The 11,966-nt window shown below is 58.4% G+C and carries 13 protein-coding genes; 8 read left to right on the forward strand and 5 right to left on the reverse strand.

All coding sequences use genetic code 11. The features are described from left to right. The first annotated feature begins 284 nt into the window (after positions 1–284). From tyrS to ATHL_RS13945, 7 genes are all read left to right on the forward strand, one after another. Positions 285–1,565, forward strand: coding sequence for a tyrosine--tRNA ligase (tyrS, locus tag ATHL_RS13915; protein WP_062195085.1), 1,281 nt, complete (start codon positions 285–287; stop codon positions 1,563–1,565). 1 nt (position 1,566) lies between these two features. Further along, positions 1,567–2,616, forward strand: coding sequence for a class I SAM-dependent methyltransferase (locus ATHL_RS13920; RefSeq protein ID WP_062195088.1), 1,050 nt, complete (start codon positions 1,567–1,569; stop codon positions 2,614–2,616). Positions 2,617–2,661: 45 nt separating this feature from the next. Next, on the forward strand, positions 2,662–3,042 hold the full coding sequence (locus tag ATHL_RS13925) for a YlbF/YmcA family competence regulator (RefSeq protein WP_062195090.1): 381 nt from the start codon (positions 2,662–2,664) through the stop codon (positions 3,040–3,042). A gap of 48 nt (positions 3,043–3,090) precedes the next feature. Beyond that, positions 3,091–3,453 (forward strand): YlbF family regulator, encoded by a 363-nt coding sequence (locus tag ATHL_RS13930; protein WP_062195093.1) that lies wholly within the window; start codon positions 3,091–3,093, stop codon positions 3,451–3,453. Between the two features lie 218 nt (positions 3,454–3,671). Continuing rightward, positions 3,672–3,872, forward strand: coding sequence for a 30S ribosomal protein S21 (gene rpsU / locus ATHL_RS13935; RefSeq protein ID WP_062195096.1), 201 nt, complete (start codon positions 3,672–3,674; stop codon positions 3,870–3,872). A gap of 42 nt (positions 3,873–3,914) precedes the next feature. After that, on the forward strand, positions 3,915–4,166 hold the full coding sequence (gene infA / locus ATHL_RS13940; RefSeq protein ID WP_062195098.1) for a translation initiation factor IF-1: 252 nt from the start codon (positions 3,915–3,917) through the stop codon (positions 4,164–4,166). An 89-nt stretch (positions 4,167–4,255) separates the two neighbouring features. Further along, positions 4,256–6,088 carry an SLC13 family permease gene (locus ATHL_RS13945; protein ID WP_062195100.1) on the forward strand — a complete coding sequence of 611 codons (1,833 nt, stop codon included), beginning with the start codon at positions 4,256–4,258 and terminating at the stop codon, positions 6,086–6,088. 13 nt (positions 6,089–6,101) lie between these two features. Here the strand turns inward: ATHL_RS13945 and ATHL_RS13950 are convergent, their stop codons facing one another. The 5 genes from ATHL_RS13950 to pheS are packed head-to-tail and all read right to left on the reverse strand — an operon-like array spanning position 6,102 to position 11,525. Next, positions 6,102–7,184 carry a YeiH family protein gene (locus ATHL_RS13950; RefSeq protein ID WP_062195104.1) on the reverse strand — a complete coding sequence of 361 codons (1,083 nt, stop codon included), beginning with the start codon at positions 7,182–7,184 and terminating at the stop codon, positions 6,102–6,104. Positions 7,185–7,198: 14 nt separating this feature from the next. After that, the gene (locus ATHL_RS19530; protein WP_272897351.1) at positions 7,199–7,324 is read right to left on the reverse strand and encodes a hypothetical protein; all 126 of its coding nucleotides are present in this window, start codon (positions 7,322–7,324) and stop codon (positions 7,199–7,201) included. 16 nt (positions 7,325–7,340) lie between these two features. Further along, the gene (locus ATHL_RS13955) at positions 7,341–7,913 is read right to left on the reverse strand and encodes a class I SAM-dependent methyltransferase (protein ID WP_062195107.1); all 573 of its coding nucleotides are present in this window, start codon (positions 7,911–7,913) and stop codon (positions 7,341–7,343) included. Positions 7,914–7,919: 6 nt separating this feature from the next. Next, the gene (gene pheT, locus ATHL_RS13960) at positions 7,920–10,448 is read right to left on the reverse strand and encodes a phenylalanine--tRNA ligase subunit beta (protein WP_062195109.1); all 2,529 of its coding nucleotides are present in this window, start codon (positions 10,446–10,448) and stop codon (positions 7,920–7,922) included. Between the two features lie 9 nt (positions 10,449–10,457). Further along, positions 10,458–11,525 (reverse strand): phenylalanine--tRNA ligase subunit alpha, encoded by a 1,068-nt coding sequence (pheS, locus tag ATHL_RS13965; RefSeq protein ID WP_062195112.1) that lies wholly within the window; start codon positions 11,523–11,525, stop codon positions 10,458–10,460. Between the two features lie 90 nt (positions 11,526–11,615). Here pheS and ATHL_RS18955 point away from each other — a divergent pair, with 90 nt between their 5' ends. After that, complete coding sequence (locus tag ATHL_RS18955; protein ID WP_162787720.1) at positions 11,616–11,819, forward strand: hypothetical protein; 204 nt, start codon at positions 11,616–11,618, stop codon at positions 11,817–11,819. The last annotated feature ends 147 nt before the right edge of the window (positions 11,820–11,966 follow it).

The following is an 11,966-nucleotide window of genomic DNA, read 5'->3' on the forward strand; positions in this document are numbered from 1 at the left end:
GCCTCTCTGTTCGTCGGATGTGGGGTGGTCTATTCACTACCCCTCATCCATTTAACCACCTTTTTACCAGCTTTGGAACGATCACAACGCAGGCCCTGAAACCTTTTTTGAGGTATAATAAAAAAGATGAACGCGTGCTCTTATCCCCGCTATTCGTACGTTGAGGTTCTCTGACGAGAATCCGCTTGGGGTTGGGAGCATCCTTCGGTTGGTCTGCACAGCCACCCACCAGCGGGTGGCTGTTTTTTTGGATAGGCGAATCCTGATTTTTATGGGAGGAAAAGATGCCCGACAATGCCTTCGACGAACTTCAATGGCGCGGCCTGATCTTCGATTACATCGAAGGCGTGCCCGAATTGCTGGCCAGAGAAAAGGTCACCGTCTACAACGGCTTCGACCCCACCGGTGACAGCCTGCACGTCGGCCACACTGTGCCGCTCATCGCCCTTGCCCGCCTGCAACGCTTCGGCCACACCCCGGTAGCCGTGGCCGGGGGCGGCACCGGCATGATTGGCGACCCCAGCGGCAAATCTGCTGAGCGCAACCTGCTCACCCGCGAACAGATCGAATACAACGTCTCGCGGATCAAAGTACAGCTGGCCCACCTGCTGGATTTTGAAGTCAAAAGCAACCCTGCCCGGCTGGTCAACAACGCCGACTGGTTGCTCAAGCTCAACCTGGTCGACTTTCTGCGCGACATCGGCAAGCATTTCACAGTCAACTACATGCTCGCCAAAGACTCAGTTAAAACCCGCATCGACCGCGAAGAAGGGCTTTCCTTCACTGAGTTCAGTTACATGCTGCTCCAGGCTTACGACTACCTGCATCTCTACGACACAATGGGATGCAAACTGCAAACGGGCGGGAGCGATCAGTGGGGCAACATCACCGCCGGGGTTGAACTCATCCGGCGTGTTCGTGGAGGCCAGGCGTACGCCATGGTCTACCCGCTCATCACCAAGGCCGACGGCACCAAATTCGGCAAGACCGAGTCTGGCTCCGTCTGGCTCGATCCTGAAAAAACCTCGCCCTATCGCTTCTACCAGTTCTGGTTGAATACCGACGATCGCGATGTGATCCGCTACCTGAAGTTCTTCACCTTCTTCACCCGCGATGAGATCGCCGGGTTAGAGGCCAGCCTGGCCGAACACCCCGAACAGCGCGCGCCGCACCGCGCCCTGGCGCGAGATATGACTGCGCGCATCCACGGCGAGACCGCCCTCGCCCGTGCCGAGCAGGCCTCTCAGGCATTGTTTGGCGGCGAGATCAGCGGCCTCTCGGCGGCAGAAATCGCAGATATCTTCGCCGATGTGCCCTCCTGTGACCTTCCTGCCGAGCGGTTAAGCGGGCCGGGAATGCCCCTCATCGACCTGCTGGTCACCGCCGGGGTGGTGCCGTCTAAAAGCGAGGCCCGGCGCAGCATTGCCGATGGCGGAATCTACCTCAATAATGTGCGCGTCAGCGACGGGGCCATGTCGGTTTCGGTAGAGCACGCCCTGGAAGGGCAGTTCATCGTTTTGCGCAAAGGGCGCAAGAATTACACCCTCGTGCGGGTCATTCGCTAACATGCAGGGCGAGCCGCATCATAGCCTGAGCTTCTTCCTTGAAAGGGCCCTTGCGGCTCGCCTTCCCGCTCTGTCTGAACCTCATCTTCAGGCCCTGCGTCTCTTCAACGGCTTTTATGAGGGATACCCCGATCTGGTGGTAGATCTCTACGCGAGCACCCTGGTGCTTTTCCATTACGGGGCTCCCCCAGAGGCAATCTCCCCCCTCCTGCCAGAGCTCCTGGCGCTCTACCGCCGCCACCTGCCCTGGATACGTTGTGTGCTGCTTAAAAACCGCCACGCTCAAAACCCTGAAGAACGGAACGGGATGATTCTCTGGGGAGGCCCGCCCTCAAAACGCATTCAGGAAAATAACGTCTGGTATGCCATCAACCTGACCATGCATCAGGATGCCAGCTTTTACCTCGATACGCGCATCCTGCGCCGCTGGCTTAAAGAACACGCCACCGGGCTGACCGTACTCAATACCTTTGCCTACACCGGAAGCCTGGGCGCCGCCTGCCAGGCCGGGGGTGCGGAGCGCGTGGTTCAGGTAGACCTTGACCGACGCTTCCTCAACCTCGCCAAAGATACCTGGAGCCTCAACGGCTGGCCCATCCACCGTTCCGACTTCCTCACCGTTGATGTTTTTCGCCAGGCAGGGGGGTGGCGTCGACACGGAGAACGCTTCGACCTGGTCATTCTCGACCCGCCCTTCTTCGCCCAGACCGAGGGGGGGCGCGTTGACCTGGTACAGGACTCCGCCAGGTTGATCAACAAACTTCGCCCCCTGGTAAAAGATGGGGGGCGGCTTGTGGCGGTCAATAACGCGCTGTTCGTATCCGGGGCGGCTTACCTTCAAACTCTGGAAGCCTTATCCGCCGGGGGATACGTGACCCTGGAAGAAATCCTCCCCGTGCCATCCGATGTGACGGGCTTCCCGGAAACGCTGGTAACCGCCCCGCCATCCGATCCCGCTCCCTTCAACCACCCCACCAAAATAGCCATCCTGCGCATCCGCCACCGTCAGAACCCTGAAAAACATGACCTTTCTCCCACCCAACCAGGATAGACCGCCATTACCCGGCCTGAGCCTGCCCGTTATAATGGGTGCAACATGGCCGACAGGAATATATGCAGCCTTTCATGGCACCCCACCGAAACTCTGGCCGGAGAAGATCTCCTCACAGCAACGCGTGACCTGGCAGAGCATCTGATTCATGCGCCAGAAATTCAGGCATACATCCAGGCCAGGCAGATCCTCAATGAGGATGCCGAGGCTCAGCGCCTTACTCGCGCCATCCGGGCCTGCCGGGCTTCTTTCAGTTGCGCCGAAGTGAACCGTTACCAGGCTGAGCTGGAAGCGCTTCCGGCGATGATCAACTATCACCGGGCCAGAGAAGCCCTCCGCGAACTGCTCCTTGAGGTGGAGCACGTGGTGAGCACCACCGCCGGTGTGGAGTTTATTGCCAACGTCCGCCCTGATCGGCATGGTTGAGGGTGAAAAGTCACGGCCAGGTCTGGCCGAAAGGACAGGGAGTAAAAAGTGAAGCGGTTAACCCCCGAGATCGAACAATCGGCTCAACGGCTGGGAGAAGTCCTGCGTTCCAGCCGTGAAGTGCAGGCCTACCTGCAGGCCAGCCAGGAAGTCGCCGCTGATCCTCAGGCCCGTCAATGGCATACCGAGCTCGAATCGACGTACGCTCACCTGCTTCAGCGGCAGGCCGCTGGCGAAATCATCCCCCTGCATGAAATAGAGAGTTTCTACCGCCTTGAACACCAGGTCAGCACCCACCCCCTCCTCCTCAGCCAATCCCACGCGCTGGAGCTGCTGAAAGATCTCTTCACCGAAACCCACGCCCTCCTGTCTGCCGAGCTGGGAATTGACCTGCGCGAAATCATCTCCTAGCAAAAAGCCGCAAAAATCACTGGCAGAAACCCCTTTCTTAAGGTATAATAAAAAAGCTGGAAATTGTGCCTTACAATCCTTTGCGTGAGTGAGGTATGAGCGATTGAATGCATCCGAGTAATGACCTGTCTGATCTCCTCCCTCTTACTCGGCTGCATCTGCAAAGACCAGCCGATTTTTTTGCTCTAACCCCTTAAAACGAAGGGAGGTGATATACGGTGACGATCGTCGTTCTACGCCCCAACGAATCGCAGGATCAACTGCTCAAGCGCTTTCGCAAAAAGGTTGTGAAGAGCGGCATTCTCAGCACGGTACGACGCAAACGCTGGTTCATCAGCAAGAGTGAGTTGCGCCGGGTTGAGAAGAAAAAGGCCATTCGCCGCATCAAACGCCGCCAGACCGGGCGAAGCATTGAGTAAGGCATTAGCCGGCTAAAAGTCAGGCTTTCTGGAAGGAGTCGTATGGCGAAAGAAGAAGAGAAAATCCAGGTGGACGGCACCATCGTAGAGGCATTGCCCGGAACCCAGTTTCGGGTGAGGCTGGATAATGGTCATGAAGTGCTTGCCTACCTGTCCGGGCGTATGCGCAAGTATTACATTCGCATTTTGCTCGGAGATCGCGTGCGGGTAGAAATGTCTCCCTATGACCTGACACGCGGGCGGATTGTCTACCGCCAGAAGAAATACCAGGAAGCGGAAACTGATCTTGAATAAGCTGGATTTACACAGCCATCCTTGCCCCCTCTGTTCAACAAGAGGGGGCTTTTGGTTCAATCGTTCACCCGAAGAAAGGGCATGGTTTGATGAACCCGGCGTCGTGGTTCGTCCTGGGAATTTTACTTCCATTTCTCATCCTTACCGCCGCCGGTAAACTGCGCGCCGAGCTCGCGGCCCTTTGCCTGGCGGCCATCCTGGGAGTGGCCCAGCTAGCAGGGTTGGGCGTACTCGGTGAGGCAGGGAAACCGGCCAGTGTGGCCAGAGCCATTGCAGGCTTCAGCCAGCCGGTCGTCATCACCCTGTTGAGCCTGTTCATTATCACCCGCTGTATGGAGCAAACGGGCCTCACCCGCTGGATCGCCCGGCAGATGTTGCGCCTTGCCGGAAACTCTCAGAGCCGACTGATTGCCCTCTTCACCGCGACCACCGCCCTTCTCTCCCTGGTCATGAACAATCTGGCCGCTGGTGCGTTGCTCCTGCCGGCAGCCCTCGAAGTGTCTCGCCGCACCAGGGTGAAGCCAAGCAAGCTGTTGATCCCCGTAGCCTACGGTAGTTTACTTGGGGGAGCCGCCACTTACTTCACTACCGCCAACATCATCGTCAGCGACCTGCTCACCATTGCCACCCCCCCGCAAAAGCCCCTCGGTATTCTCGATTTCACCCCCACCGGTGGCCTCATTGCCCTCGCAGGGATCGCTTTTCTGGCCTTGGCGGGTGGGCGCCTCCTGCCCGATTACGAACCCTCTGTTTCTCTCCTCCACTGGCGCCCCACCAGCACCGAGTTAGAACAGGCTTACCAGGTGGGTGAACGCCTCTGGAAGGTTATCATTCCTGAAACCTCTACCCTTGCAGGGAAAACCCTCCATGAGGCCGCCTTCGGCGAGAAGCTGGGCATCGCCGCCGCAGCTATTCAACGCAACAAAGTTCTGATCTTCCCTCTGACCGCCGAACAGACCCTTCTCCCTGGTGACATCCTCTACCTCATCGGGCGGGCCGAACGCATCGCCCCGCTGCATGAGGAAGGCCTCAGCCCCGAAGAAATGCACGAGCCCATCAGCCAGCTTGGGCTTTCCTTCGTTGAATTGTTGCTCTCACCGCGTTCTCCTTCTGAGGGACACACCCTCAAAGAGTTGAACTTCAGGCGCCGTTTCGGGTTCACCGCCATTGCCCTTCACCGCAAAGGTCGCAGCTACCGCACCAGTGTGGCCGATTTTCCCCTGGAAGCCGGAGATTCTCTGCTGGTGGCGGGCGAATTGAGCAACCTGCCCCTGCTACGCCGCATGCCAGATTTTGTGGTGCTGGAACCTGACCTGAGTGACCAGCCCATTCAACGCCGGGGGGCTCTCATCACTGCCGGGGTGACCCTGGCGGCCATCACCGCATCGGTCCTGGGCATGCCCGTCTACCTCGCCATGCTCATCGGGGCCCTGCTGGTCATCCTCACGGGTGTGATTTCCATGGAAGAAGCCACCCGCGCTGTAGAGTGGAAAGCCATCTTCCTCATCGCAGGCATGTACGCCGTGAGCCTGGCCATGGTGCAAACCGGCCTGGCCGATATCAGTGGCAGACTCATGGTACGCCTGGTCACACCTTTCGGCCCGCTGGGGCTGGCCGCGGGGGCCTATCTGCTCAGCGCACTGCTCACTCAGGTGATGGGGGGGCAGGTTACTGCACTGGTCTCCGGCCCGGTAGTCATCAGCGCAGCCATCCGGCTGGGGGTTTCTCCGCAGGCCGTGGCGCTTGCCGCCGCCATTGCCTGTTCGGCTTCATTCCTCACCCCCCTGGCGCACCCGGTCAACATCTTGATGATCGGCCCGGCCAATTATCGCTTCAGCGATTTTTTCAAAGTGGGTTGGCCGCTGACTCTCATCTCCTTCATCATGCTTCTCGTTGGAATGAAACTGTTCTGGGGGCTGTAAGCTGTGCCCACCCTCAACCCACCGGAAATAGCCAGGTAAAAACAACCCAGGCAACCCCCAGCGCAAGGAAAGTATTAAACAGGGTCACCAGTAAAAACACCATCACCGGGCGCCATCCCATGGAGCGAAATTCAGAAAAAGAAAGCTCCAGCCCCATGGAGACAAAAGCCAGGGTGAAGGCCCAGTTCTTCAGCGCTTCAATGGTGGTTCCCTTCCCTCCATCGATCACTCCCATTGAATAAAGAACCGAAGCCAGAAGAAAGCCAAGCACAAATTTGGGGAACCGATCCCAGATCACCCGTACCCCCGGGCGGGTACCGGCTCCTGCTTCGCGGCTGGCAAAATAAAGCGCCAGCAAGAATGCCACCAGACCGATCAGCGTATTCTGGGTCGATTTGACAATGGTGGCAATTTTCTGGGCCTGTTCTCCGTAAAGCGTCCCTGCTCCAACGACCGCGGCCGTAGTATCGATGTTGCCGCCAAACCATGCCCCGGCTACCGTTTGTGAAAGCCCCAGCGCACTGGCCAGAAGCGGCGATAGAACCATGAGAGGCAGTGCCACCAGAATGACCAGTGCCGTGATATAGGTCACCTGTTCCTTCCTGGCCAGCACGGATCCTGCCGCAGCAATGGCCGCTGAAACACCGCAAATGGAAACCGCCGAAGCCATGACTGCCCGCAGCTTTTCATCCAGCCCAAACCGGCCCGCCAGCCACCAGCAGAAGAAAAACACCCCGCTGATCATCACCAGGGATTGAAGAATGGCACCCCGCGCCGCTGAAACGATTAAGGTGAGATCCACCCCCGCCCCCAGAAGTACCAGCCCGATCTTTAAGTACAACTCGGTATGGACCCCCGGTTGAAGATACTCTCGCATCTTCAGCGCCCGCAGAAGCACATTACCCAATACCCCGAGCAACGCCGCCCATAGCGGGTATTCAAGCGCTTTTCCCGGAATTCCAAAGGGAAGTTTGACCGCACCCACCTGCCTGGAAACCCACCAGGCCGCCACAGCGAGCAGGAAGGTCACTGCCAGCCCTCCCAGAGACGCGCCCCACAAACGCAATGAGGAACGAACCGATTGCGCCGATGACATGATCTTTCTTCCTTCTAAAACACGATGTTAATCCCGTTCTTTCCCAAAACGCCGATGGTCGCCAGAGCGATTAGAAGAAAGGCGATCCATACCGCCAGCCAGTCTTCATTCATCCACGGTTTTTTCGATGGTTCAGTCATGGGCTCCCTCCGAAGATCAGGGGTTCTTATCAAACACAACCCACACGGTATATTCCTGAATCGCAATCTGCACGGCACTGCCTTCTCTGTCGGAGAGCATGTTCGCGATCTGTTCTCCTGAGTAAAAATGACTGCGCATCAGGACGAGCTTTTCAAATAACGCAATAACCTTCACCGGGAAGGCGCGAATATCGGGTTCTTCGATGATTAACCGTCCCCCGGGGCGTAAAGCACGCCACAGTTCGCCAAGAGTCTGCCGTGCATCCTCCACATGATGGAGGGCATCCACCATAAAAATCCGATCGAAGGTTTCATCGGCCAGGGGCAAATGCTCTGAGGCCGCTCGCAACGGGATAACCCCGGGTTTACGTGCCGCCAGACGGAGCATTCCCGCAGAAATATCTGCCACCACCGTGAGGCCCGCCCGCGCACTGAAAAACTGAGCGATCCGCCCGGTTCCGCCTCCCACATCCAGCAGGTTGCCACCGGCTGGCAGGTCAAGCCATCCCGCCAGCCTCTCCGGGTACGTGGAGCGGATCAGACGTTCATACGTAGGCGCGAGCAGGCCAAAGTGGTCAAAGTATGGCATAAAAAATTAACTTCTCAACTTCGCGCCGAGTTCCTGCTCCAGGCGCCGGATAATCCGCGTGCGAATCTGCGCGGCATCCCGGTCGGTGAGGGTGCGATCAGGCGCCTGGTAGGTCAGGCTATAGGCCAGGCTCTTCTTGCCTGCCCCAAGCTGCTCCCCGCGGAAGACGTCAAAGAGCCGCACGCCCGCCAGCAGTTTCCCGCCGCCCTGCCAGATGAGCTCCTCCACTCGCGCCGCGGGAACCGCTTCATCCACCACCACCGCAATATCTTCAAGCACAGGGGGGAACTCACTCACCGGGCGTACTTCGTGGCCCAGAAGCGGCAGCAGACTCAACAGGGCTTCCAGGTCAATCTCTGCAGCGAGCACGGGGGTGTCTACTTCATAATTTTCCCTCACCAGGGGATGAAGCTCACCGAACACGCCCAGCTTTTGCTCTCCGCAAAGCACCGTGGCGCACTTTCCGGGATGAAACGATGGATGCTCCTCTGGAGCAAAAGCCACCCGGATGTGCAACGCCTCCATGAGTGCCTCGATGACCCCTTTGAGATCGTAGAAATCCATCAACCGGCCTTCGGGAGCGTCCCAGCTGCTTTCCTCCCGCCGACCGGTCATGGCTATCGCCAGGCGGCGCGGCTCGCGGGGCAGAGCCTCGCCAGACGGCTCGAATACGGCTCCCACTTCGAAGAGGCTGAGCGACTCAGCCATGCGAGCGTTTCTCTCCAGCACATTGAGCACCGAGGCCAGTAAACTCCGACGGAGCACACGCTTCTCCGGGGAGATGGGGTTAACCAGCCGGACGTATTCCACCGACGGAGCGGGCGTGCCCGCCGGGAGCAGGCGCGCTTCGATCTCCGGCGCAGTCATGCGGTGGGTGATGACCTCCTGTAGCCCGAGAGAAACCAGGACATCGCGCACGTGTTCCTCTCCCTCCAGAGAAGGATTCCCACGCTGTGGGGGCAGAGAATCGGCCAGGCGCGTTTCGGGGATGCGCTCGAACCCGTAGAGGCGGGCAATTTCCTCCATCAGGTCAGCCACCCCGACCACTCCCTCTCCGATATCCATACGGATGGGGGGCGTCTGAACCTGCAGTGTTTCTCCGCGCCGCTCACACCGGAACTCAAGCCTTTCAAGCATTTGCTGGATCTCTTCCAGAGAAATGGAAATGCCCAGAGATCGCTCTACATCCTGAGCGGTGATCTCCACACAGGGGTCAACTGGTGGCAGGGGGTAGGCATCCACAATGCCGGGGGCAACCTTTCCACCACTCCAGCGGGCCATCCAGTACAGACAGCGCCGCAGGCCATCGATGGCCAGCGCAGGGTGCACGCCGCGAGAAAACCGGTAAGAGGCTTCAGAAGGCAGGCCATGCTGCATCACCGTGCGCCGGATGTTGATAAAATTCCACGTTGCTGCCTCAAGCAAAACATTCACAGTGTGGTCGCTGACTTCACTCTCCTGACCGCCCATCACCCCTGCCAGCGAAAGCGGGCCGGTCGCATCGCAAACGAGCACATTGGTTTCGGTGAGCGTGCGTTCAACCCCATCAAGCGTGGTTAACTTTTCACCGGGGCGGGCGGTGCGCGTCAGAATGACCACCTCTCCCCCACCGGCGCGGTTAACCAGCACATCATAATCAAAGGCATGGAGCGGCTCACCTATTTCCAGCATCGTGTAATTGGTGGCATCGACCACATTATTGATCGGACGCATCCCCGCCAGGCGCAAACGGCGCTGCACCCAGTAAGGACTTTCGCCAAGACGCACTTCGCGGATGAGAGCCAGGGTAAAACGCGGATTGAGCTCAGGGTTGGTGATCTGAATACTCACCCGCCCTTCGATGGGTTCTCCGGTGGTCTCCAGGGTAAACTCGGGCTTCTTCAACGCGCGCCCGGTAAGCGCGGCCACCTCTCGGGCCACCCCCAGCACACTGGTGTTGCGCGCCATATTGGGGTTGATTTTCAACTCCAGCACGGCATCGCCCATGTACTCTACCAGCGGCATCCCGGTTGGCGCATCCTCATCGAGCAGGATGATCCCCTCATGCTCATCCGAAATCCCCAGTTCCTTTTCCGAACAGACCATCGAATAAGAATCCACACCACGGATTTTCGCCCGCTTGAGGGTAGTGAGCACCTGCCCCGGTTGATGTCCGTCGTAAATCCGCGCACCCTCACGCGCATAGGCTACCTTGAGGGGGCGCGGGAGCGGCCCGATCCCTTTATACTCGAATAGATTGGGGGCGCCGGTGAGTACAGTATGTTCCTGAAGGCCATCGTTCAGGCGGCACAACACCAGCCGGTCGGCGTTGGGGTGCGGAAAGACCTCATCAATCTGTGCGACCACAATTTTGTCCGCGTCCCAGCTCAAACCGCTTACCTTGAACCCATGATCATCGCTGTCGGGCAATGGCAACCCGACGAAACGAATTTCTTCCACTTCCATCCCGGCCATGGTAAGTTTGTGGGCTAATTCCACCACTGAAAGGCCGCTCAGATCCACGAAATCCTTGAGCCATGAAACGGGAACTTTCATGCCAGCCTCCTAGAACTGTTCCAGGAAACGAAGATCGTTTCCCCAGAAATAGCGAATGTCGTTGATCTTATGACGCAGCATGATCTGCCGTTCGGGCCCCATACCGAAAGCAAAACCAGAGTACTTCCGGGGGTCGTACCCGCCGTTTTGCAACACCGTTGGGTGCACCATGCCGCAGCCAAGAATCTCGAGCCAGCCCGACTTTTTACACACCGCACAGCCTTTTCCACCGCAGACAAAGCACTCCACATCCATCTCGGCAGAGGGCTCGGTAAAGGGGAAGTAATCGGAGCGGAAGCGGGTGCGCGTGTTCTGCCCGAACATGCGCCGGACAAAATCTGAAAGGGTGCCCTTTAAATCGCTGAAAGTGATATGCCTGCCCACCACCAGCCCTTCTACCTGGTTGAATTGCACCTCAGAGCGGGCCGTGATCTGCTCATAACGGAAGCACATTCCCGGCAAAGCAACGCGAATGGGCGGGGGGTTATCGGGGTTAGTGGCCGAAAACTCGCGCATGGCGCGAATCTGCCCGGGGGAGGTATGCGTGCGCAACACAACCGAGTAGCTCCCATCGGTTTGCGGCGATTCCACATAGAAGGTATCCTGCATCTCACGCGCCGGGTGATGAGGTGGAATGTTCAACAGCTGGAAATTGTACTCATCCAGCTCCACCTCACGTGAGGTATATACCTGAAAACCCATCTCTCCCAGAATGGAAAGGATGCGCCGCAGGTTCTGTGTCGCAGGGTGCAACCGCCCGCGCGCCGGCCTTCGGCCCGGTAGAGTCACATCCAGGCGTTCTGCTGTGAGAGCACGCTGAAGCGCGGCCTGCTTCAAGGCAGTGGCGCGCTCCTGAAATGCGGCTTCCAACTCCTGCTTTACCTGGTTCGCCACCTGACCGATCTTCGGGCGCAGTTCTTTCGGTGCCTGCCCCAGGCGAGAAAAAACCTGCATCACCGGCGCGTTGCGTCCCAAATGAGCCACGCGCCATGCTTCCAGCGCAGCCTCGTCTGCCACATGGCTTAAAGCGGCCAGTCCATCCTGGCGGATCTTCTCCAGTTCTTGAAGTTCGTCCATGACTCCTCCAAAAAAATCTCCCGTCCACACTGGGACGGGAGAGAATACCCGCGGTACCACCCACATTGGCAGGGATAACCCCTGGCCCACTTGACCCAACAGCCCCTGGGGGCGATTGGCTGCCCATTAACGCCGGGCCCACGCGGTGCAGACTACTGGCTCCTTTCAGAAGCGTTCCCCTGCACAGCTCAGGAGGGAACTTCAGCCGGGGTTCTTCCGGGTGAGAGTTTCAGCCTGCGCTCTCACGTCTCTGGCGGCGCCCGCCCGCTTACTTTCCTCCGTCAACGCCTGTGAAAGTTCACGATGTGCCTCAATTATCCGCAAAACCCCCCGTTTGTCAAGAGAAACACCCGCCCGTGATCGTTCCAAAGCTGGTAAAAAGGTGGTTAAATGGATGAGGGGTAGTTAGCAAGCCACCCCACATCCGACGAACAGAGAGGC

Origin of the sequence: Anaerolinea thermolimosa, assembly GCF_001050195.2 — a bacterium.
Taxonomy (GTDB): Bacteria; Chloroflexota; Anaerolineae; order Anaerolineales; family Anaerolineaceae; genus Anaerolinea; species Anaerolinea thermolimosa.

Excerpts from the sequence above, each read along its gene's own strand:
- tyrS (WP_062195085.1), top strand. The coding sequence starts at position 285 with ATGCCCGACAATGCCTTCGACGAACTTCAATGGCGCGGCCTGATCTTC.
- ATHL_RS13920 (WP_062195088.1), top strand. The coding sequence starts at position 1,567 with ATGCAGGGCGAGCCGCATCATAGCCTGAGCTTCTTCCTTGAAAGGGCC.
- ATHL_RS13925 (WP_062195090.1), top strand. The coding sequence starts at position 2,662 with ATGGCCGACAGGAATATATGCAGCCTTTCATGGCACCCCACCGAAACT.
- infA (WP_062195098.1), top strand. The coding sequence starts at position 3,915 with ATGGCGAAAGAAGAAGAGAAAATCCAGGTGGACGGCACCATCGTAGAG.
- ATHL_RS13945 (WP_062195100.1), top strand. The coding sequence starts at position 4,256 with ATGAACCCGGCGTCGTGGTTCGTCCTGGGAATTTTACTTCCATTTCTC.
- ATHL_RS13950 (WP_062195104.1), bottom strand. The coding sequence starts at position 7,184 with ATGTCATCGGCGCAATCGGTTCGTTCCTCATTGCGTTTGTGGGGCGCG.
- ATHL_RS19530 (WP_272897351.1), bottom strand. The coding sequence starts at position 7,324 with ATGACTGAACCATCGAAAAAACCGTGGATGAATGAAGACTGGCTGGCG.
- ATHL_RS13955 (WP_062195107.1), bottom strand. The coding sequence starts at position 7,913 with ATGCCATACTTTGACCACTTTGGCCTGCTCGCGCCTACGTATGAACGT.
- pheT (WP_062195109.1), bottom strand. The coding sequence starts at position 10,448 with ATGAAAGTTCCCGTTTCATGGCTCAAGGATTTCGTGGATCTGAGCGGC.
- pheS (WP_062195112.1), bottom strand. The coding sequence starts at position 11,525 with ATGGACGAACTTCAAGAACTGGAGAAGATCCGCCAGGATGGACTGGCC.